At 70.7% G+C, this 18,402-nt stretch carries 24 protein-coding genes; 5 read left to right on the top strand and 19 right to left on the bottom strand.

From position 1 onward, the window contains the following. Nucleotides 1–99 precede the first annotated feature (99 nt). The gene (wrbA, locus tag ACZ4NB_RS17810) at nucleotides 100–723 is read left to right on the top strand and encodes an NAD(P)H:quinone oxidoreductase (RefSeq protein WP_467662501.1); all 624 of its coding nucleotides are present in this window, start codon (nucleotides 100–102) and stop codon (nucleotides 721–723) included. 14 nt (nucleotides 724–737) lie between these two features. After that, nucleotides 738–2,153 (top strand): glutamate decarboxylase, encoded by a 1,416-nt coding sequence (locus ACZ4NB_RS17805; protein ID WP_467662499.1) that lies wholly within the window; start codon nucleotides 738–740, stop codon nucleotides 2,151–2,153. A 2-nt stretch (nucleotides 2,154–2,155) separates the two neighbouring features. Here the strand turns inward: ACZ4NB_RS17805 and ACZ4NB_RS17800 are convergent, their stop codons facing one another. The 5 genes from ACZ4NB_RS17800 to ACZ4NB_RS17780 all read right to left on the bottom strand — a co-directional run bounded on the left by ACZ4NB_RS17800 (nucleotide 2,156) and on the right by ACZ4NB_RS17780 (nucleotide 6,607). Then, complete coding sequence (locus ACZ4NB_RS17800) at nucleotides 2,156–2,719, bottom strand: hypothetical protein (protein WP_467662497.1); 564 nt, start codon at nucleotides 2,717–2,719, stop codon at nucleotides 2,156–2,158. A 109-nt stretch (nucleotides 2,720–2,828) separates the two neighbouring features. Then, entirely contained in the window at nucleotides 2,829–3,470 is a 642-nt protein-coding gene (locus ACZ4NB_RS17795) for a PadR family transcriptional regulator (RefSeq protein ID WP_467662495.1), read from the bottom strand. A 65-nt stretch (nucleotides 3,471–3,535) separates the two neighbouring features. Continuing rightward, entirely contained in the window at nucleotides 3,536–4,084 is a 549-nt protein-coding gene (locus ACZ4NB_RS17790; protein WP_467662493.1) for a DinB family protein, read from the bottom strand. 117 nt (nucleotides 4,085–4,201) lie between these two features. Continuing rightward, nucleotides 4,202–5,659 carry an aldehyde dehydrogenase family protein gene (locus tag ACZ4NB_RS17785; RefSeq protein ID WP_467662491.1) on the bottom strand — a complete coding sequence of 486 codons (1,458 nt, stop codon included), beginning with the start codon at nucleotides 5,657–5,659 and terminating at the stop codon, nucleotides 4,202–4,204. A gap of 84 nt (nucleotides 5,660–5,743) precedes the next feature. Next, on the bottom strand, nucleotides 5,744–6,607 hold the full coding sequence (locus ACZ4NB_RS17780; protein ID WP_467662489.1) for a helix-turn-helix domain-containing protein: 864 nt from the start codon (nucleotides 6,605–6,607) through the stop codon (nucleotides 5,744–5,746). Nucleotides 6,608–6,920: 313 nt separating this feature from the next. Here ACZ4NB_RS17780 and ACZ4NB_RS17775 point away from each other — a divergent pair, with 313 nt between their 5' ends. Then, on the top strand, nucleotides 6,921–7,403 hold the full coding sequence (locus tag ACZ4NB_RS17775; RefSeq protein WP_467662487.1) for an ATP-binding protein: 483 nt from the start codon (nucleotides 6,921–6,923) through the stop codon (nucleotides 7,401–7,403). A gap of 123 nt (nucleotides 7,404–7,526) precedes the next feature. Here the strand turns inward: ACZ4NB_RS17775 and ACZ4NB_RS17770 are convergent, their stop codons facing one another. The 7 genes from ACZ4NB_RS17770 to rpmG form a co-directional block, all read right to left on the bottom strand. After that, on the bottom strand, nucleotides 7,527–7,766 hold the full coding sequence (locus ACZ4NB_RS17770) for a DUF397 domain-containing protein (protein WP_467662485.1): 240 nt from the start codon (nucleotides 7,764–7,766) through the stop codon (nucleotides 7,527–7,529). A gap of 105 nt (nucleotides 7,767–7,871) precedes the next feature. Beyond that, nucleotides 7,872–8,354, bottom strand: a complete 483-nt coding sequence (locus ACZ4NB_RS17765) for an SRPBCC family protein (RefSeq protein ID WP_467662483.1) — start codon at nucleotides 8,352–8,354, stop codon at nucleotides 7,872–7,874. After that, complete coding sequence (locus tag ACZ4NB_RS17760; RefSeq protein ID WP_467662481.1) at nucleotides 8,351–8,734, bottom strand: ArsR/SmtB family transcription factor; 384 nt, start codon at nucleotides 8,732–8,734, stop codon at nucleotides 8,351–8,353. Before ACZ4NB_RS17760 ends, ACZ4NB_RS17765 begins: the two co-directional genes overlap by 4 nt. A 118-nt stretch (nucleotides 8,735–8,852) precedes the next feature. Continuing rightward, entirely contained in the window at nucleotides 8,853–9,089 is a 237-nt protein-coding gene (gene rpsR / locus ACZ4NB_RS17755; protein WP_467662479.1) for a 30S ribosomal protein S18, read from the bottom strand. Nucleotides 9,090–9,148: 59 nt separating this feature from the next. After that, nucleotides 9,149–10,297 (bottom strand): CobW family GTP-binding protein, encoded by a 1,149-nt coding sequence (locus ACZ4NB_RS17750; protein WP_467662477.1) that lies wholly within the window; start codon nucleotides 10,295–10,297, stop codon nucleotides 9,149–9,151. Next, on the bottom strand, nucleotides 10,297–10,545 hold the full coding sequence (locus tag ACZ4NB_RS17745) for a type B 50S ribosomal protein L31 (protein WP_467662475.1): 249 nt from the start codon (nucleotides 10,543–10,545) through the stop codon (nucleotides 10,297–10,299). Before ACZ4NB_RS17745 ends, ACZ4NB_RS17750 begins: the two co-directional genes overlap by 1 nt. Before the next feature lie 8 nt (nucleotides 10,546–10,553). Continuing rightward, nucleotides 10,554–10,718, bottom strand: coding sequence for a 50S ribosomal protein L33 (gene rpmG, locus ACZ4NB_RS17740; protein ID WP_467662473.1), 165 nt, complete (start codon nucleotides 10,716–10,718; stop codon nucleotides 10,554–10,556). A gap of 328 nt (nucleotides 10,719–11,046) precedes the next feature. Between rpmG and tatA the strand changes: the two genes are divergently transcribed. After that, a complete protein-coding gene (gene tatA / locus ACZ4NB_RS17735; RefSeq protein WP_384428015.1) occupies nucleotides 11,047–11,244 on the top strand; it encodes a Sec-independent protein translocase subunit TatA in 198 nt (65 codons plus the stop codon). Nucleotides 11,245–11,262: 18 nt separating this feature from the next. On the opposite strand, the gene ACZ4NB_RS17730 is transcribed toward tatA, so the two are convergent. The 7 genes from ACZ4NB_RS17730 to ACZ4NB_RS17700 all read right to left on the bottom strand — a co-directional run bounded on the left by ACZ4NB_RS17730 (nucleotide 11,263) and on the right by ACZ4NB_RS17700 (nucleotide 16,421). Beyond that, nucleotides 11,263–12,108 carry a nitrilase-related carbon-nitrogen hydrolase gene (locus ACZ4NB_RS17730; protein ID WP_467662471.1) on the bottom strand — a complete coding sequence of 282 codons (846 nt, stop codon included), beginning with the start codon at nucleotides 12,106–12,108 and terminating at the stop codon, nucleotides 11,263–11,265. 416 nt (nucleotides 12,109–12,524) lie between these two features. After that, nucleotides 12,525–13,049 (bottom strand): chaplin, encoded by a 525-nt coding sequence (locus tag ACZ4NB_RS17725; protein ID WP_467662469.1) that lies wholly within the window; start codon nucleotides 13,047–13,049, stop codon nucleotides 12,525–12,527. A 144-nt stretch (nucleotides 13,050–13,193) separates the two neighbouring features. Continuing rightward, nucleotides 13,194–13,613, bottom strand: coding sequence for a rodlin (locus tag ACZ4NB_RS17720; RefSeq protein ID WP_467662467.1), 420 nt, complete (start codon nucleotides 13,611–13,613; stop codon nucleotides 13,194–13,196). A gap of 463 nt (nucleotides 13,614–14,076) precedes the next feature. Next, nucleotides 14,077–14,529 carry a rodlin gene (locus ACZ4NB_RS17715; protein ID WP_467662465.1) on the bottom strand — a complete coding sequence of 151 codons (453 nt, stop codon included), beginning with the start codon at nucleotides 14,527–14,529 and terminating at the stop codon, nucleotides 14,077–14,079. Nucleotides 14,530–14,779: 250 nt separating this feature from the next. Continuing rightward, nucleotides 14,780–15,088 (bottom strand): hypothetical protein, encoded by a 309-nt coding sequence (locus ACZ4NB_RS17710; RefSeq protein WP_467662463.1) that lies wholly within the window; start codon nucleotides 15,086–15,088, stop codon nucleotides 14,780–14,782. A gap of 292 nt (nucleotides 15,089–15,380) precedes the next feature. Continuing rightward, entirely contained in the window at nucleotides 15,381–15,626 is a 246-nt protein-coding gene (locus ACZ4NB_RS17705) for a chaplin (RefSeq protein WP_384428190.1), read from the bottom strand. Nucleotides 15,627–15,983: 357 nt separating this feature from the next. Further along, nucleotides 15,984–16,421: a rodlin gene (locus ACZ4NB_RS17700; protein ID WP_467662461.1), complete on the bottom strand. Its 438-nt coding sequence runs from the start codon at nucleotides 16,419–16,421 to the stop codon at nucleotides 15,984–15,986. A 279-nt stretch (nucleotides 16,422–16,700) separates the two neighbouring features. Here ACZ4NB_RS17700 and ACZ4NB_RS17695 point away from each other — a divergent pair, with 279 nt between their 5' ends. Beyond that, nucleotides 16,701–18,383, top strand: a complete 1,683-nt coding sequence (locus ACZ4NB_RS17695; RefSeq protein ID WP_467662459.1) for a bifunctional 3'-5' exonuclease/DNA polymerase — start codon at nucleotides 16,701–16,703, stop codon at nucleotides 18,381–18,383. Nucleotides 18,384–18,402 lie beyond the last annotated feature (19 nt).

Here is an 18,402-nt window from a genome sequence, read left to right as displayed (position 1 = left end):
CGTAGGGCGGGCCGCCCGCCCGTTCGCGCTTCCACTGGGCGAACCCTGGAGGCTACGTACCACATATGCCCCTATTGTCGGGTTCCAGGAGGTACGTCCATGCCCGTGCACGACGTCCACGTGGCCGTCATCTACTACTCGTCGACCGGCACCATCGCCGAGCTCGCCCGGCTGATCGCGGACGCGGCCGAGCACGCCGGAGCCGACGTACGACTGCGCAGGGCGGCCGAGCTGGCCCCGCAGACGGCCATCGACGCCAACCCGGCCTGGGCGGCGAACGCCGCGGCCACCGCGGACATCCTGGAGGCCACCCACGAGGACATGCTCTGGGCGGACGCGGTGATCCTGGGGACCCCGACCCGCTTCGGCAATGTGTCCTCCCAGCTCAAGCAGTACCTCGACACCCTGGGCGGCCTCTGGCAGCAGGGCAGGCTGGCCGACAAGGTCTACAGCGGCTTCACCGCCAGCGCCACCCGGCACGGCGGCCAGGAGTCCACCCTGCTCGCGCTCTACCAGACCGTCCACCACTTCGGCGGCATCCTCATCGCCCCGGGCTACACCGACCCGGCGAAGTACACCGACGGCAATCCCTACGGCACCTCCCACGTCGGCGGCCCGGACACCCCGCTCGACGACGCCGCGCGCACCGCCGCCCGAATCCAGGCCGAGCGCGTGGTGAAGTTCACCAAAGCCATCACACACGGCCTTGCACCGACGAGTTGACGGATGGGCGACAGATGACTCTGCACAAGGGCGCGTCGGAATCCGACCGCCGGCACACCGGAAACCCGGTCAACCCGTTCTACGGCGAGGCCGACCCGGTCGCCGGCATGCAGACCTCGCCGCCCCGGCACACGCTGCCCGACGGCCCGGTCGCCCCGCACACCGCCTATCAGTTCGTGCACGACGAGCTGATGCTGGACGGCAACTCTCGGCTGAACCTGGCGACGTTCGTGACGACCTGGATGGAGCCGCAGGCCGGCGTCCTGATGGCGGAGTGCCGGGACAAGAACATGATCGACAAGGACGAGTACCCGCGCACCGCCGAACTGGAGCGGCGGTGCGTGGCGATGCTCGCCGACCTGTGGCACGCGCCCGACCCGTCCGCCGCCGTCGGCTGCTCCACCACCGGGTCCAGCGAGGCATGCATGCTCGCCGGGATGGCCTTCAAGCGGCGCTGGATGCAGCGCAACAAGGACCGCTATCCGGGCAGCGCCCGGCCCAACCTCATCATGGGCGCCAACGTCCAGGTCTGCTGGGAGAAGTTCTGCAACTTCTGGGAGGTCGAGGCGCGCCAGGTCCCGATGGAGGGCGACCGCCTCCATCTCGACGCCGCCTCCGCCGCCGCGCTGTGCGACGAGAACACCATCGGCGTGGTCGCGATCCTCGGCTCGACCTTCGACGGGTCCTACGAGCCGGTGGCCGAGATCTGCGCGGCGCTCGACGAGGTCCAGGAGAAGCAGGGCTGGGACATCCCGGTCCATGTGGACGGCGCGTCCGGCGCGATGGTCGCGCCGTTCGTCGACCCGGACCTGGTCTGGGACTTCCGGCTGCCCCGGGTCGCCTCCATCAACACCTCGGGCCACAAGTACGGCCTGGTCTACCCCGGCGTCGGCTGGGCGCTGTGGCGCGACGCCCGGGCACTGCCGGAAGAGCTGGTCTTCCGCGTCAACTACCTGGGCGGCGACATGCCGACCTTCGCGCTCAACTTCTCCCGCCCCGGCGCGCAGGTCGCCGCCCAGTACTACACCTTCCTGCGGCTCGGCCGGGACGGCTACCGCGCCGTACAGCAGGCGACCCGGGACGTGGCCTGCTCCACGGCCGAACGCATCGGCGCACTGGGCGACTTCACCCTGCTCACCCGCGGCGACCAGCTGCCGGTCTTCGCCTTCACCACCGCCGCCGACGTCAAGTCCTTCGACGTCTTCGACGTCTCCCGGCGGCTGAAGGAACGCGGCTGGCTGATCCCCGCCTACACCTTCCCGCCGCACCGCGAGGACCTCTCGGTCCTGAGGGTGGTCTGCCGCAACGGCTTCTCCCAGGACCTCGCCGACCTGTTCCTGGCGGACCTGGAGGCGCTGCTGCCCGAGCTCCGCGCGCAATCGCGCCCGCTGGACCGGCCGGAGTCGATGGCGACCGCCTTCCACCACTGACCTCACGGCGCACCGTCGTCCAGGACCAGGCCGAACTCCGCCCGGAGCGCGGCCGCCTGGCCGGGCGTGACCAGGACGTACACCTCGCCGTCGGCCGCCGCGCCGGCGTCCGGCAGCACCCGGTGGAAGGTCCGTTCGTCCGCGCCGCCGGGCGCCAAGCGGCCCAGGCACGCGAAGACGGCCGACCGGCTCAGGGACCGGCCGGCGCCGTGCTCGGCGGGCCGGCCGATCCGCTCACCGCCTCGGACGAACTCCAGTCGGTCCCGGCCGCCCGCGCCCCTGATCAGCCTGACGTCGCTCACGACGACCGGCCCGCCACAGCACGCCGCGGCCTCCTCCAGAGTGCTCCGGTAGGACTCCTCCAGATCGTCGACGTCGTCCGCGTACACGGCGAGGGCCACGCCGAACTCGACGAGCACCTCGGCCAGTTCACCGTCCTCCAGCGGCGCGTCCGCCCAGTCCCGTACCCTCCCGAGGGCCTCCTCGGCCGCCTCCTTCGCCACGATGCCGAGGGCGACCAGACGGGGCGCCACATCGATGCGCGTAATCGATCGCTTGTTCGCCATGACGCCATACTGGCAGCCGGCCCACCGCCGGGGGCCCGGCCCGCGAAACCCGGCACCCGCCCACCCGGTTACGCGCCAAACTTGGCCGGCGGGCGCCCCGCGACACGACCTAGCGCCGGTCCCCGGGGTGGGCCTCCTTCGTCGCGTACGGGTTCTCCTGCCCCTCCGCGAGCACCCCCACGAACGGCTCGCCCTCGCCGGCGAAGACATACGCACCGCCCTCGATGCGCTCGATCAGCCCGCGCGTCCACTCCGCGCCGCTGTCCGCGGAGTGCAGCCACATGTTCATGATCTCGCCGATATGGCCGAGCTGTCCGGGCCCCTCCGCGGGCGTGTAGTACCCGGTGACCGTGCCGCGCCACTCCTCCAGGCCCCGCACCCGCCGCCTGAGCAGCGCCAGCGCCTCCTCTCGCGGCAGATCGACGACGAAGCCGATGCCCGCGCTGAGCATGTCGGACTTCTGGTCGTGCTCGGACAGCGCCGTGCGCAGCAGCGCGAAGTACTCCGCCTCGCCCGCCGCGGTCAGCTCGTACTCGGTACGCGGCGGACCGCCGACGGTGCTGGGCGCGATGTCATGGGCGCGCAGCAGCCCTTGCTTGGCCATCTGCTTGAGCGCGTGGTAGATCGAGCCGGGCTTGGCGTTGGACCACTCGTGGGCGCCCCAGTACTCCAGGTCGTTGCGCACCTGATAGCCGTGCGCCCGCCCGTGCTGCCGCACGGCACCCAATACCAACAGCCGGATCGCCGACATCGTCTCCTCAATCCCTCGCGGCCCCCTGCCGTCAGCCTAGAGCGCGCCGGGGCCCGAGGCGGGCGCTACCCCTCCCGCGCCGCCCGCTCCTCGTCCACCAGCCCGAACGCCGTCCTGCCGTCCAGGGACTCGCGGAGGATGTCGGCGTGGCCGGCGTGCCGGGCGGTCTCCTCGATCAGATGCAGCAGCAGCCAGCGCATCGACTGCCGGGCCCGGGGCGGGAACCACGGCGCCTCGGGCAGCGGGAAGGTGTCGTTCAGGCTCGGTACGGAGCGGATGAACTCCTCCGTCCGCCGGGCGACGCCGTCCCAGAACTCCAGCACGCCCGCCAGGGTCTCGCCGTCCTCCAGCTGGAAGCTCAGATGCCAGGTGGCCTCGGTCCGCTCGATGGAGTGCGGCCGCTCCTGCGCGGTCTCGATCCAGCCCTGCTCGGTCTCCGCGACATGCTTGAGCAGCCCGGCCAGGGACAGCTCGCTGGCGCTCGGCCGCTTGCTCGCCTGGGCGTCGGTCAGCCCGAGGACCGCCCGTCGCAGCCCGCCGCGCTGGGCCTCCAGGAAGGACAGCAGCGCGCCGGTCTCGTCGCCGTGGGCCTCGGCAGGGACGTGAGTGGGCATGGGGTCCGCCTTTCGTGACATCCCGGGCGGCCGACCGCCGCCCTTCCGACCTCACACACGCTACGAGCCCTTGCGGTCAGCTTCTGTCCGCAACTCGCAGCCGGTGCGGTCCCCGCTTCAGAAGGGGAACTGCGAGCGCCCGTGCTGAATGGAGATCCACTTGGTGGTGGTGAAGGCCTCCACCATGGCGTCGCCGTTCAGCCGCCCCAGTCCGGAGGCTTTCTCGCCGCCGAAGGGCACGATCGGCTCGTCGTGCACGGTGGCGTCGTTGACGTGGAACATGCCGGTCTCGATGCGCTTGGCGAAGCGCACGCCCCGCTCGATGTCACCGGTGTGCACGGCGCCGCTGAGCCCGTAGGGCGTGGCGTTGGTGAGCCGTACGGCCTCCTCGTCCCCGTCGAAGGGGACCAGCACCGCGACCGGGCCGAAGACCTCCTGCGTGAGCAGCGGGGAGTCCGCCGGCAGCCCGCTCAGCACGCTCGGCGCAACGAGTGTGCCGCGGGCCGCGCCGTGCAGCAGCGGCGTGGCGCCCTCGGCGACGGCGCGGTCCACCAGGGCGGTGACGGCCTCGGCCTGGCCCTCGTTGATCAGCGGGCCGATATGGGTCTGCGGATCGGTGGGGTCGCCCACCTTCAGGGACGCGACCTTGGCGACGAACTTCTCGGTGAACTCCCGCTCCACGGCGCGGTCCACGAGCACGCGGTTGGCGGCCATGCAGACCTGCCCCTGGTGCACGAAGCGGCTGAAGACCGCGGCGTCCACCGCGTAGTCGACGTCCGCGTCGTCGAGGACCACCAGCGCGCTGTTGCCGCCCAGCTCCAGCACCGTGTGCTTGAAGTGGGCGGCGGCGACGGTGGCGACGTGCCGGCCGACCTTCTCCGAGCCGGTGAAGGAGATGGTCTTGGGCACCGGGTGGTCGATCAGCGCGTCCCCGATCTCGGCGATGTCGGTGACGACGACGTTGAGCACACCGGCCGGCAGCCCGGCCTCCTCGAAGATCCGGGCGACCAGCCCGCCGCCGCAGACCGGCGTGTTCTGGTGCGGCTTGAGGACGACGGCGTTGCCCAGCGCGATGGCCGGCGCGACCGACTTGATCGACAGCAGGAAGGGGAAGTTGAAGGGGCTGATGACGCCGACGACCCCGACCGGCAGCCGGTAGAGGCGGTTCTCCTTGCCGTCGATGGGCGAGGGCAGGATGCGGCCCTCGGCGCGCAGCGCCAGCTGGATCGCCTCGCGCAGGAACTCCCTGGCCAGATGGAGCTCGAAGCCCACCTTCGCGAGCGTCCCGCCGACCTCGGCGGTGATCGCCTCGGCCAGCTCCGCCTCGCGGTCGTCGATGATCCGCAGCACCCGCTCGAAGACCAGCCGGCGGGTGTACGGATTGACCGCGCCCCACTCCCGCTGCGCGCGCTCGGCGGCGCGGTATGCCTGGTCGATCTCCTCGACCGTGGCGACGGGTATGGAGGTCAGCTTCTCGCCGTTATAGGGATTGAAGTCGACGATGTCCCACGAGCCGCTTCCGGAGCGCCACTCACCGCCGATGAACTGATAGGCCAAGTCGTCGAAGTAGGACATGCCATCCCGATCTGGAGAACAGGGCACGCGAGGCGCCAAGTTGGGGGGTGCTGACTCCTGATGGTGTGCCATCCTACCGACGCGTCACATGAGTTGGAGCAGTCCGCGCAGGAGATCTCTGGTCTCTGCGGGGCCGGGCCCGTCCGCCTGGAGGCGGTCCATCACCCGCCCGTACTGCGCCACTTCCTCCGGCTTGTCCACATAGAGCGCACTTGTCAGCTGCTCCAGATAGACGACATCCGGCAGTCCCGACTCCTGGAAACCCAGCATGGTGAAGGCGCCGCTCTCGCCCGAGTGCCCGCCCAGACTGAAGGGCATCACCTGGAGGCGCACATTCGGCCGCTCGGACACCTCGATCAGATGCCTCAGCTGCTCGCGCATGACCTCGCGTTCGCCGTACGGGCGGCGCAGCGCCGCCTCGTCCAGCACGCAGTGGAACTGCGCCGGCCGCTCGGCGACGAGCAGCTTCTGGCGCTCCATGCGCAGCGCGACCCGGCGCTCTATCTCGGCGGGCCCGGCGTCGGGCATGCCCCGTTTGACGACGGCCTGGGCATAGCTCTCCGTCTGGAGCAGCCCGTGCACGAACTGGACTTCGTACACCCGTATGAGAGACGTGGCGCCTTCCAGGCCCACATACGTCTGGAACCAGCCGGGAAGCACATCCGTGTAACTGTGCCACCAGCCCGCGACATTCGCCTCGCGCGCCAGGGACAACAGCGCCGCACGCTCCTGCGCGTCACCGACTCCGTACAGCGTGAGCAGGTCCTCGACATCGCGTGCCTTGAAGCTCACCCTGCCCAACTCCATGCGACTGATCTTCGATTCGGACGCACGGATCGAGTAGCCGGCCGCCTCGCGGGTTATCCCACGGGATTCACGCAGGCGGCGAAGCTGCGACCCGAGCAGGATCCGCCGCACCACCGACCCGCTCGACTCACTTCCGGACACCTCTCAGACCCTCCTGTGACCCCCACCCGTCCAACAGTGGGCCGAAGTCTGCCACGTCCGCGCTTCGTTGAGTGCTCATCCGGTTACTGATATGTGAGGCCCACGCACGGCCTCCACAAGAACCGGCGGAAAGAATTCCGAGCAAATCGGTTCGCGCTGTCGCAATACCGGCGCGTGCACGTGCATCTGCCCTTGCATCTGTCTCGCACATTGGGAACCATAGGCGTCGCACGCATGCACGCTCGTGAAAGATCCGCCAGATCCGGCTGACCGGCCAGGGTCATGACGTCCGCGAACGCCAGGAGTGCCTCGCATGGGGACCAAGGTTTTGACCATGCTCGAGCCGTTATGGCAGGGCTTTCCTCCCGTCGGCCCGCTGGCCGTCTCCGGATCCGCCTCGTGCACACTCCCCCCGCGCTACGAATCGGTGCGCTGCGCACGGCAGTTCACCCGCGACACCCTGCAGGGCTGGGAGCTCGACGAGCTCTTCGACCCGGTCGCCCTGGTCGTCTCCGAACTCGTCACCAACGCGCTGCGCCACGCGATCCTCGCCGCACCGGAGCGCACCGGCGCCGCACCGCCCGCCCGGCTGCATCTGATGCGCTGGTCGCAGCGGCTGATCTGCGCCGTACGGGACCCGAGCGACGATTCACCGATCGCCGGCGAGGCCGACTCCGCCGACGAGTCGGGGCGCGGGCTCTACCTGGTCGAGTCCTTCAGCGACAGCTGGGGCTGGCACCCGCTGTCCGGTGCCACCCACGGCAAGATCGTGTGGGCGCTCTTCCGGCTGCCGTAGGGCGTGCCGCGGGCCGTCCGCGGCCGATCCCACACCGGGCGCACCGTCACCTACGGGCGCCCGGTCGCGTTATGGGTACCCGGCGCGCGGCAGGGCGCGCACCGGTGAGCCCCGTACGCCGACTCAGTCCCGTACGAGGTGGTCGAACTCCCCGTCCTTGACGCCGAGCAGCATCGCCCGGACCTCCGCCGGGGTGTAGACGAGCGCGGGGCCGTCGGGGAAGCGGGAGTTGCGCACCGCGATCTCTCCCCCGGGCAGCTTGGCGAACTCCACGCAGGAGCCCTGGGAGTTGCTGTGCCGGCTCTTCTGCCACGACACATCACGAAGATCCGTTGCGGCCATGCCGTTGTATGCGTGGGGCACAGGGATCTCCCGGTGATAAACGGTGTCAACTGCCCCGGATCATAGCTGCGTTCACATGCGAATGCATGCGCAGATGCACGTGCACGACAGCCGGTGCCGGGCTGGTCACAGCTCGTCGAGCACCTTCCCCAACCGCTCCCCCACAATCGACCGCCAGCCGCCGCCCATGATGCGGTGCGCCTGCACCTGGTACGGATCGTCCGGGTCGAATCCCTCATGGACGAGGAAGAGACGTGTGCCACGCCCTTCGGGTTCCAGGGTCCAGGTGATCGTCCAGTCGGCGCGGCCGCCCTGCCCCTCGTCGGCGTCCTGCCAGCGCAGCCGCAGCATCTTCTCCGGCTCGAAGGCCAGCACCTCGGCGACGACGGTGCCGGAGAAGTCGGTGTTCGGCCGCGGCAGTGTCGTCATCTCGTAGCGATGGCCGACCTCCAGCCGGAAGTCGCCGGGCATCATCCACCGGGCCAGCAGCTCGGGCTCGGTCAGCGCCCGCCAGACCTTGGCGGGGCGATGCGGGAAGAACTGCGCGAGACGGATGGTCGTCGCGTCGGCCGGCTCGTCCGCCGGGGCCTCGAAAGCATCGGAGTTCATTGCGCCTCTTCGTCGGGGATGCGGTCGAGCAGCTCCCCCAGGCCCGCGAGCTTCGCGCGCCAGAACCGCTCGTAGGGGCCGAGCCACTCCTGCACCTCGCTGAGGGGTACGGCCTCCAGGCGGTAGATCCGCTGCCGGCCGGCCCGCTCCTCGCTCACCAGCCCGGCCTCCCGCAGCACCTTCAGATGCTCGGACAGGCTGGGGCGGCGCATCGCGAAGTGCTCGGCCAGCGCCTGGACGGACTGCGGCCCGCCCTCGCGCAGCAGCCGCAGCACCTCGCGCCGGGTGCCGTTGGCCAGCGCCGCGAAGACCCGGTCCGGGTCGGAACCGGTGGCGGGCGGTCCGGCCGGGCCCTGTTGGCGTATCGGAGTGGCGTTCACACCCCCGAACATACGTAGGAGATTCCCTACGCGTCAAACGTAGGGAATCTCCTACCCGTCACACGGCGCCGCCCCGGGCCATCGGGGGCAGGGCGTCCCCCCGTCGAGGCGGCGGCCGTCACCGTGACGCGTACGGGAGCAGGGCCATCTCCCGTGCGTTCTTGATCGCCCTGGCCAGCCGGCGCTGCTGCTGCGCGGTGACCCGGGTGACCCGGCGGCTGCGGATCTTGCCGCGGTCCGAGAGGAACTTCCGCAGCAGATCGGTGTCCTTGTAGTCGATGAAGGTGATGCCCGCCGCGTCCAGCGGGTTGGGGCGGGGCGTGGACGTCCGTCGCGGGTCGTGCCGTCGGGGCATGGCGGTTCCTTGGGGGGTGCGAGGGGCCGGCCCGCCGCCTGCGGACGGACCGGCCGGGGTTACGAAACGGGGTCGAGGAGCTCGTCGAAGGCGGGCGGCAGGCTCTTCCAGGCCGACCGGCCACCCGCGTACTCGGCATCGGTGAGCAGGCAGGACGCCAGCAGCGCGGTCAGGCCCTCGCGGTCCAGGCCCGGCGAGGTGAAGACCAGGTGCTGGGCGCGGTCGCCGTGCTCGGGGTGCCAGTCCAGCGCGGCGGCGGCCCGGCGCAGCGGCGGCACCATCTCCCAGGCGGCGTCCGGCAGCGAGACCAGCCACGGCCCTGCGTTCTCCACGCACAGCGCCCCGCCGGCCGCGTCCCACGACAGCAGCGTGTCCGGGCGGTCGGCCAGCCAGAACCGGCCCCGGCTGCGCGCGGCCGCACAGGTCAGGTCCTCCAGCGCGGCGTAGAGCCGCTCGGGGTGGAACGGGCGGGTGTGCTGCCATACGAGCGTGCCGACGCCGTCCGCGTCGGCCTCCTGCGGCAGCAGCGCACAGGCCGGGTGCTGGCGGGCCGCGGCCGCCGCCACATCGAATCCGGCCAGCGCGGCGGCCGTCAGCTCGGCGGATTCGACCGGAATCCGCCGGGCCGTCGGGTGCAGCTGCTCCAGGAGCGCGAGGTCGGCGGGCTCGGCCGCTTCCTCCCCGGTCGCGATCGCCAGCACCGGTGCGTACTCCAGCTGCCGCGCCCAGGTGTCGGCGACCGTGCGCTGATCGGACGCCGCGGCGGCGAGGCCGACCTCGGCGAGGTCGTCGCCGCAGCCCAGGCACTCCAGCACCCGCGCCGGATCGACCGCGGTGATCACGCCGGTCAGCGAGAGGCTCGCGCTGCCGCAGCCGGTGACCACCTCGGCCATCGCCTTGGGCTCGACCGAGTCCCACAGTTCGACGATCGCCAGCCGGCAGGTCCGGCCGGCGGCCAGCCGCTCCAGCTCGGGCACCAGGTCCTCGCGCAGCGCACAGCAGGCGCAGTCGTTGACCAGCGGCACCTCGGCGCTGTCGAGTGTGCCGCCGGCGTCGCGGACCGTGCGCCGTACGGTGCCCGCCACGGCCGAGGCCAGGTCGTGGTGGAGGGCGACACTGCCCGGCACCGAGCGCAGCAGCCGCTCCACGGTCGCCCGCCGTGCGTCCGCGTGCAGGCCGCCCACCAGCACCAGCGCGAGCCGCTCCATCAGCGGGCCTTGCCGTAGCGGCGCTCGAACCGCTCGACGCGGCCCGCGGTGTCCATCACCCGGGCGGTGCCCGTGTAGAAGGGGTGGCTCGCCGAGGAGATCTCGACGTCGATGACGGGATAGGTGTTGCCGTCCTCCCACTCGACGGTCTTGTCGCCGGTCGCGGTCGAGCGCGTGAGGAAGGCGTAGTCGGCGGCCCGGTCGCGGAAGACGACCGGCCCGTAGGCGGGGTGGATTCCAGGCTTCACGGCTGTCCTCAGCGCTCCTCTCGGAAAGCGACGTGCCGGCCGGCGACCGGGTCGTACTTGCGCATTTCCAGGCGGTCGGGGTCGTTACGGCGGTTCTTGCGGGTCACGTAGGTGTATCCGGTGCCGGCGGTGGACCGGAGCTTGACGACCGGACGGAGTTCGTTGCGGGCCATGCGGCCAGTATACGTAAATGGTTTCCATTTTCAATAAGCCCTTCGAGGCCCCGACCGCTGGAGGGACCGCACCGTGTCCGCCCACTGCCAGCTGACCGGCCGCAAGCCGGGCTTCGGCAAGTTGGTAGCTCGACTGCGACAACGCCTCCGGGCGTACGCAAGTCCAGCTGGCCGGCCGACCGCGGCAACGCCTCCGGGCGTACGCGGGTCCGGTCGCGGCCACGCTCCGGCCGTCCGGTCCGGGGAGACCCCCTGGACCGGACGGCCGGACCGTTCGGGTAATACTGGACAGAACGTCCGCCGGCCCCCGACGAAAGCGAGCGTCCCCATGCTCCGCAACGCCTTCGAGCCCTGGCACCTGATCCTGATCATCGCGGTGCTCGTGCTGCTCTTCGGCTCGAAGAAGCTGCCCGACATGGCCCGCGGCCTCGGGCGCTCGATGCGCATCCTGAAGTCCGAGGCCAAGGCCCTCAAGGACGACCGGACCGCCGAGGCGCCCCGCCCGGAGTCGGCGCCCGGCCACTGACGCCCGGCCGCCGGTCCGTCAGCTGTCGCCGCCCTCGTCGATCAGCCGCCGCACCTCGCGGTCGATCAGCCCCAGCCGGGCCTCGGCGACCAGCGGCACCGCGCGGCGCTGCCGCCGCGCCTCGGTGAGATCGATCTCGACGGTGACCAGCGAGGGCTCCCACTTGGGCGCCTGCGCCACCACCGCTCCCCGTGGGTCCACCACCCGCGAGCCGCCCCAGAACGTCGCGCCGTGCTCATTGCCGACCCGGTTGACGAAGACCACCCAGCACTGCAGCATCCGCGCCGTATAGGACAGCAGGGTGTCCCAGTACAGGCCGGTGTCCATGGCCTCCGGATCCAGGCTCGCCGCGCTGTTGGTCGGCACGAACAGCACCTCCGCGCCGTCCTGCACCGCCAGCCACGGGAGCACCGGCTGCCAGGCGTCGTTGCACACCAGCGTCGCCCCCCGCCCCCCGGTCCTGGACCGCTTCAGCTCATAGGCGCGCAGCGACTGCCCGGGGCTGACGTGCTTGCGCTCCTCCCAGGCGAGGTAGTTGGGGAGGTAGAGCTTGCGGTGGGCGTGCAGCAGCGACCCGGCGGAGTAGTAGACCGCGGCGTTGTACGCGCGCAGGCTGGTGTGCTCATGGAAACCGAGCAGCACATCGGGGCCCAGCGTGCTCAGCTCCAGCAGCCGGGGGTCGCTCGCCTCGATGGACTCGTCCCGCTTCAGGGCGCCCAAGTGATAGCCGTGCAGGCTCAGTTCGGGAAAGATGACGAGATCGGCCCCCTGGGCGGCGGCCTGCTCGATCTGCTCGCGGGCGATCATGAGGTTCTCCGCCACCTCGCCCAGCACGCAATCCGTCTGCGCCAGTGCAATGAGCATGACCCCACCTCATCGACTCATCACCTTTGCGGCTTTCATCGTATTTCATCGTCATTTTGCCAGAGCCCGCACCGACCGGCACGATCCTGCGGCGCACCCGTATCCGCGCACTTCAAACGCCCCGGGAGGCGGGTCCCACCAATGAGCGAATGAACGATCCTTCCCGTGCCGGACCAGGCACTGGCGCGTTGATCCGCACGATCCGTCGTACGGCCCGCAGGGCGGCTTCCAGCCGCAGCGTCGCCCGCCGCCAGCGGTACGACGGCCTGCGGTCGAACCGTCCGGCGATGCCGACGGCCGGCTCGACCGGGTGGCCCAGGCCGAGCGGCCCGCCGGATCCGCTCGGCCGGCCGCCGCGCCCCGCGGCCGCCGGAGCCGGCCCGACGCCCCTGACACGCGCCCTGCTCCTACCCCGCTCACTTGCGCCGCGAACGGGCCCTGCGCAGCAGGAGCGCCCCGCCCAGCAACAGCACCCCGCCGACACCGGCCACGATGGCCGGCTCGTCCACACCGGTGGACGCGAGCAGCGCGGAGCCCGCGGTCGCCCCGGCCCGCGCCACCGCGCCCAGCCGGGGTTCGTGCCCGGGGCGCGAGGCGGGCTCGGCGGCGGTCTTCGCCGGGGCGCGGTGCCCCGCCGGTTTTCCGGCCCTGCGGTGCGCCCCGGCGGACGGCGCCAGCGGGGGCCGCTGGGCGGCCGGCGCGGGCGCGCCGCGGTGCCCGCACATGTCGTGCTCGGCCTGGTCGAGCGCCCCCGCTCCGTCCGCCGCGTTGCCGCACACGTTGACGGGGTTGAACACGCTCACCCGGATGCTGTTCCCGGACAGCACTCCGGGCGCATTCATGGCGGCCCCGCCGGCGGCCCCGTGCACCACGGCGCCGCTCGCGCCGAGCGCACCCGAGGCGGCCGCAACGAGCACACACACCTTCAGACTCTGTCGCATCTCTCATCCCTCGTCTGCGGTCATCGCGTCCGGGCCACCGTCCGCGGGCCACCGTGGCGCTCACACGGCCGGGCGGTCGGCAGCGCATACGCGGCGCCGACCGCCCGGAGACGCAAGCGGTGGTTCGGCCGAGGCCGTCGGGCTTCAGTGGCCGCGCTTGTGGCCTCCGTTGCCGGACGCGATCGGGATGTCGTTCAGGATGTGCGACACCGCTTCGTCGCCCTTGGCCTGCGTCGAGTTCCGCACGCACTGCTGCGTCTGCGGGTTGGACAGGACATTGATGTCCTGGACCGTGACCGGGATGAATCCGCCCAGCGAACCGAAGTTGGCCTTCTCGCCGATCAGCGCCGCGCAGAGGTCGTTCAGGGAGCCCTGCACGAGTCCGAGCTGGGTGCTGAGCTTTCCGCGGGTGGTGGAGTTGCCGTAGACCGACTTCCCCCCGTTTCCGTTGACCGTCCTGGTGCCCTTGTGCCCGTCGCTCGCCATGGCCTGCGGAGCGGCCGCAGCGGAAATACCGACCAGCGACGCCGCGACAGCCGCACCGGCAAGAATCTTCTTCATCACGCAACCCCTTCAGGAGACGGAACTCCCGGCACAGGAGCCCGTTTTGAACAACCCGGCCCGCAGCCCGGAGTTCTCCTACGTCACCCGAATAGATCGCATACGGTCCCCGACCGACACCGATTCGCGTGTTCGGCCCTCGGCCGGCGGAGCAGCACGGGCCCCGCGATTTCGGTGAACGGCTTCGCGGGTTCCCTTTTCCGGCCGGCATGCCAATGCCCCGGCAACCCCATCAATCTCGCAAGGGCATTGGCACGCTTCCCTCCACACACCATCCCCAACGAGCCGGTTCACCGGATCGCGATCACAAGCGAATAACAATTCAGCGGGACGGTGCCGGGCATTTCTCTGACCGGCACCGTCCCGCATCACGCCCACCCGACTCACCTGGATACGGCGGGAGGCAGCAGGAATCCGGGCCGCCCGGAAGAAGGAGGGCCGGGCGGCCCGGATATCCCTCGGCCGGTCAGCGGCGGTGGTGCTTGCCACCGCCGTTGCCGGACAGGATCGGAATGTCGTTGAGGATGTGCGACAGCGCCTCGTCGCCCTTGGCCTGGGTGGAGTTCTCGGCGCACTGCTGCGACTGCGGGTTGGCCAGCACGTTGATGTCCTGGACCGTGACCGGGATGAATCCGGCCAGCGAGCCGAAGTTCGCCTTGTACGGCAGGGCGATGCAGGGCTTGTTCAGCGAGCCCTGGATCAAGCCGATCTGCGGGCTCATGTAGCCCTTGGTGGTCGAGTTCCCGTAGAGCTGCGTCGTCCCGTTTCCGTTGACGGAAGTCGTGCCGTGGTGCTTTCCACCGTGGTGCTTACCGCCGTCGTGGTGCTTACCCGTGGCCATCGCCGGGGAGGCGGAAGCTGCGGCAACACCGACAATGGACGCAGCCGCGGCCGCGGTCGCCAGAGCTTTCTTGATCATTGGTGATCCTTTGTGTTTCTGGATGCCCTTGGGCCAGACAATCTGCCCAACTCACAAGAGCGAATTTGGTTGTGCTCATTCACTCGAACGCCCTGACGCCGTGATCCGCTTTTCCGATCGGTCCGGCGGCCGACCGGGAAGTTCCCGGGCGCGGCGGCCCGCCGGACGGCGATAGACACGGTCGGGGCCGCCCCGCGGGATTCGACGTCCGTGTCGAATGCGCCCGGAGCGGCCCACGGGGACAGCGGGGTTACCTGATCGGAAGGCCGCCGAGCAGCGGACTGCCCTTCGCCGCCGCCGCAACGCCGCCGAGCAGCTTGTTCGCGTTGGCCGACTTGACCTTCTCACCGGTGGTCTTGATCTTCTTGACCAGCGGCCGCACCTGGTGGCCGTCCAGCTGCTTGCTCCGCAGCGCGTCGTGCAGCCCGCCGTTGAGGCTCATCTTCGGTCCGGGCTGGATGCCGGCCGGAACTCCGTGCTGGGCGGCAATGGCGGGCGCGGCGGCGCCCAGCGCAACGACGGAACCGGCGACAACCACCGCAGACTTCGCGTACTTCACTTTCAACTGTCCCTTCTCGGGCGGTGCTTGACGGGACCGCGGCACCAGCGCCGCGTGAGCGGCATTTCGCCGCTCGGATCACCGCTTTCCCCCTCACTAACGAGTACTGCCGCGCGGAGAAACTCCGAAGTTCCGCCTTCACGGCAACTCCACCCGAAAGGTGCGGGCCCAGGCGTTTGTCCGGATGGGCCAAAAAGGACCCGGTGCCGGTGTGCAGTGAATCGCACACCGGCACCGGGTCATGGACGCGGCTCGAATTCCTTCGAACCGGCGCCCGGGATCAGCACACCTCTTACTTGTGGTGGCTGAGGTTGGCGCACTTGTTGCCGAACGCCGGGTTCAGCGCTCCGACGAATTGAGCGGTGTTACCGCACAGATTGATCGGGATGTTGATCGGAATCTGTACGACGTTTCCGGAGATGACGCCGGGAGAGTGCTTGGCCTTGCCCACCGCACCCGCGTCAGCGAACGCCGGGGCAGCCGCGCCCACTGCCATGAGCATGCCGGCAGTGGCTGCCGCAACCTTTCCGTACTTCACTTTCAGCCCTTTCTGCAGCGGGTCCGTAGCGAACACGACCATCGTGTCGCACGGGCGCTGATCTGCTCGCCCGTAACGCCGCTGCTGATATTGGTAACAATTTCTCCTCGTGGACGAAACTCTCACCGGGGAGTTTCGGAGGAATCGCCCGAAGGATGCAATATCGTTTCGGGAGATTGCCGCCGCGCATACGACGCGGAAAAAACACCGGATTTCGAACAGACGAGGTAGCCGCCGAATAGTAATTCCCACCGGAGGGATCGAGAAATTCCGTTCCCACCGGTTCGCCACCGGGCACCGCAGTCCCGGCCCGCTCCGAAGTGAGAGCCGGCGGTCCGGGCCTTGCGGCCTTCGGCCTCAGTGCTTGTGGTGACGCGGCTTGTGGTGACGCGCTCCGTTGCCGGACAGGATCGGGATGTCGTTCAGGATGTGCGACACCGCCTCGTCGCCCTTGGCCTGCGTCGAGTTCCGCACGCACTGCTGCGTCTGCGGGTTGGACAGGACATTGATGTCCTGGACCGTGACCGGGATGAATCCGCCCAGCGAACCGAAGTTGGCCTTCTCGCCGATCAGCGCCGCGCAGAGGTGGTTCAGCGACCCCTGCACGAGCTCCAGCTGCGGGCTCATCCTGCCCCGGGTGGTGGAGTTGCCGAAAGCGGACTTGGTGCCGTTGCCGTTGACCGTCGCGGTTCCACCGCCGTGCTTGCCGACCGCCATTGCCTGGGGAGCGGCCGTCGCCGAAATTCCGACGACGGACGCGGCCACGGCCGTCGTGGCCAGGACCTTCTTGATCACTTTTAACCCTTCTCGAAGCGGGGTGCCCGAATGGGAGCGCACTGGCTCAACTCGCTTCCGAGGGTGCGGTTTCGCCGATTCACCCGGATGCCGCGAAACCATAAACACACATCGTTTTATCCGTGCGAAGTCTCGTCCCGGCCGGGAGCCGGCCGAAGGAAATTCCAGAGGGTTCGTGCCGCGCGAGGACGCCGCGGCGCCGGCCCGGACGGCCCCGTCGTGCGAGGTCGGGCCGCCGTCCGGCGTCGATTGTCAGAGGCGGGTGCAAGACTCGGGAGCATGAGATGGGCGGTGGTGGAGACGGGCGACGGGGGTGCTCGTCTCTGCCCGCTCGCCCAGGACGGCCGGCCCGCGGGACCGGTCGTGCGGGAGGGCTCGCTCGGCGAGGCGGTGCGCGCGCGGCCCGAGGTCGAGCGGTGGGTGTGGCGGTCCACGGCGGAGACCTACCGGCGGCTGCTGGCGGCGGGGGTGCGGGTCGAGCGCTGCTATGACGTGGAGGCCGCCGAAGCACTGCTGATCGGCCATGAGGAGGGCCAGTCGGGCCAGCCGCGTTCGCTGGCCGCCGCCTGGGCGCGGCTGCACGGTCTGCCCGTCCCGCCGGACGCTCCCGTGCGTACGGCCGAGACCCAGCCGTCCCTCTTCGAGCCGGGTCCGGTGCCGCTGCCGCCCGGCACGGACGAGCTGGCGGCGCTGCTGGAGGTCTATGCGGGCCAGGTGGCGCGTACGGAGCAGGCCGAGCATCCGGAGCGGATGCGGCTGCTGCTGGCCGCCGAGTCGGCGGGCATGCTGATCGCGGCGGAGCTGCGCCGGGCCGGGGTGCCCTGGCGGGCGGATGTGCACCGCGCGCTGCTCGACGGGCTGCTGGGCGAGCGCTATCCGGGCGGGCTGGAGACCCGACGGATGGCGGAGCTGGCGGATGAGGTGTCCCGGGCCTTCGGCGAGGGCGTGCGGGTGCGTCCCGATCTGCCGCAGGAGATCGTCAGGGCCTTCGCCCGCGCCGGGATCTCCCTGACCTCGACCCGCAAGTGGGAGCTGGCGCAGATCGACCATCCGGCGGTGGCGCCGCTGCTGGAGTACAAGAAGCTCTACCGCCTGCACACCGCCCATGGGTGGTCATGGCTGCAGCAGTGGGTGCACGACGGCCGCTTCCGCCCCGAGTACCTGCCCGGTGGCACGGTCTCCGGACGCTGGACCACCAACGGCGGCGGCGCGCTGCAGATCCCCAAGGTGATCCGCCGGGCCGTGCTCGCCGATCCGGGGTGGCGCCTGGTCGTCGCCGACGCCGCCCAGATGGAGCCGCGGGTGCTGGCCGCCGTCTCCCGCGACCGCGGTCTGATGGAGGTGGCCGGCAGCGGCGAGGACCTGTACGCGGATCTGGCCGCCCGCGCGTTCGGCGGCGACCGCGACAAGGCCAAGCTCGGCCTGCTGGGGGCCGTTTACGGCCAGACGTCCGGCGACGCCCTCAAGCACATGGCCGATCTGCGCCGCCGCTATCCGGCGGCGATGGCGTATGTGGACGACGCGGCGCGCGCCGGTGAGGAGGGCCGCCTGGTGCGCACCTGGCTGGGCCGCACCTGCCCCCCGGCCTCCGTGGCGCCGCCCGACGAGGCGGGCCTGCCCCAGGAGGAGGAGCAGCCGGCGGGGTACGGCGGCGGATCCGCGGCCGCCCGCGCCCGCGGCCGGTTCACCCGTAACTTCGTGGTCCAGGGCAGCGCGGCGGACTGGGCGCTGCTGATGCTGGCCGCGCTGCGCCGCTCGCTGCGCGAGGGCGCCCTCCGTGCCGAGCTGGTCTTCTTCCAGCACGACGAGGTGATCGTGCACTGCCCCGCGCCGGAGGCGGCGGCGGTGTCCGAGGCGATCGCGGCGGCGGCCGCGACGGCGGGGCGGATCGCGTTCGGCGAGACGCCGGTCCGTTTCCCGTTCACCACAGCGGTGGTGGAGTGCTACGCGGACGCGAAGTGAGGAGCGCGGCCGGTAGGGC

The organism is Streptomyces sp. NPDC026575, assembly GCF_055567415.1.
Note: the sequence above shows the minus strand (reverse complement) of the source record. Positions and strands in the feature narration are given on the sequence as shown.

What these genes read in the sequence shown, in the direction of transcription:
- ACZ4NB_RS17790 (WP_467662493.1), bottom strand. Translation starts at nt 4,084, where the DNA reads ATGCCCACTCACGTCCCTGCCGAGGCCCACGGCGACGAGACCGGCGCG.
- wrbA (WP_467662501.1), top strand. Translation starts at nt 100, where the DNA reads ATGCCCGTGCACGACGTCCACGTGGCCGTCATCTACTACTCGTCGACC.
- ACZ4NB_RS17785 (WP_467662491.1), bottom strand. Translation starts at nt 5,659, where the DNA reads ATGTCCTACTTCGACGACTTGGCCTATCAGTTCATCGGCGGTGAGTGG.
- ACZ4NB_RS17725 (WP_467662469.1), bottom strand. Translation starts at nt 13,049, where the DNA reads ATGCGACAGAGTCTGAAGGTGTGTGTGCTCGTTGCGGCCGCCTCGGGT.
- tatA (WP_384428015.1), top strand. Translation starts at nt 11,047, where the DNA reads ATGCTCCGCAACGCCTTCGAGCCCTGGCACCTGATCCTGATCATCGCG.
- rpmG (WP_467662473.1), bottom strand. Translation starts at nt 10,718, where the DNA reads ATGGCCCGCAACGAACTCCGTCCGGTCGTCAAGCTCCGGTCCACCGCC.
- ACZ4NB_RS17775 (WP_467662487.1), top strand. Translation starts at nt 6,921, where the DNA reads ATGGGGACCAAGGTTTTGACCATGCTCGAGCCGTTATGGCAGGGCTTT.
- rpsR (WP_467662479.1), bottom strand. Translation starts at nt 9,089, where the DNA reads ATGCCCCGACGGCACGACCCGCGACGGACGTCCACGCCCCGCCCCAAC.
- ACZ4NB_RS17795 (WP_467662495.1), bottom strand. Translation starts at nt 3,470, where the DNA reads ATGTCGGCGATCCGGCTGTTGGTATTGGGTGCCGTGCGGCAGCACGGG.
- ACZ4NB_RS17805 (WP_467662499.1), top strand. Translation starts at nt 738, where the DNA reads ATGACTCTGCACAAGGGCGCGTCGGAATCCGACCGCCGGCACACCGGA.
- ACZ4NB_RS17750 (WP_467662477.1), bottom strand. Translation starts at nt 10,297, where the DNA reads ATGGAGCGGCTCGCGCTGGTGCTGGTGGGCGGCCTGCACGCGGACGCA.
- ACZ4NB_RS17800 (WP_467662497.1), bottom strand. Translation starts at nt 2,719, where the DNA reads ATGGCGAACAAGCGATCGATTACGCGCATCGATGTGGCGCCCCGTCTG.
- ACZ4NB_RS17765 (WP_467662483.1), bottom strand. Translation starts at nt 8,354, where the DNA reads ATGAACTCCGATGCTTTCGAGGCCCCGGCGGACGAGCCGGCCGACGCG.
- ACZ4NB_RS17715 (WP_467662465.1), bottom strand. Translation starts at nt 14,529, where the DNA reads ATGATCAAGAAAGCTCTGGCGACCGCGGCCGCGGCTGCGTCCATTGTC.
- ACZ4NB_RS17695 (WP_467662459.1), top strand. Translation starts at nt 16,701, where the DNA reads ATGAGATGGGCGGTGGTGGAGACGGGCGACGGGGGTGCTCGTCTCTGC.
- ACZ4NB_RS17730 (WP_467662471.1), bottom strand. Translation starts at nt 12,108, where the DNA reads ATGCTCATTGCACTGGCGCAGACGGATTGCGTGCTGGGCGAGGTGGCG.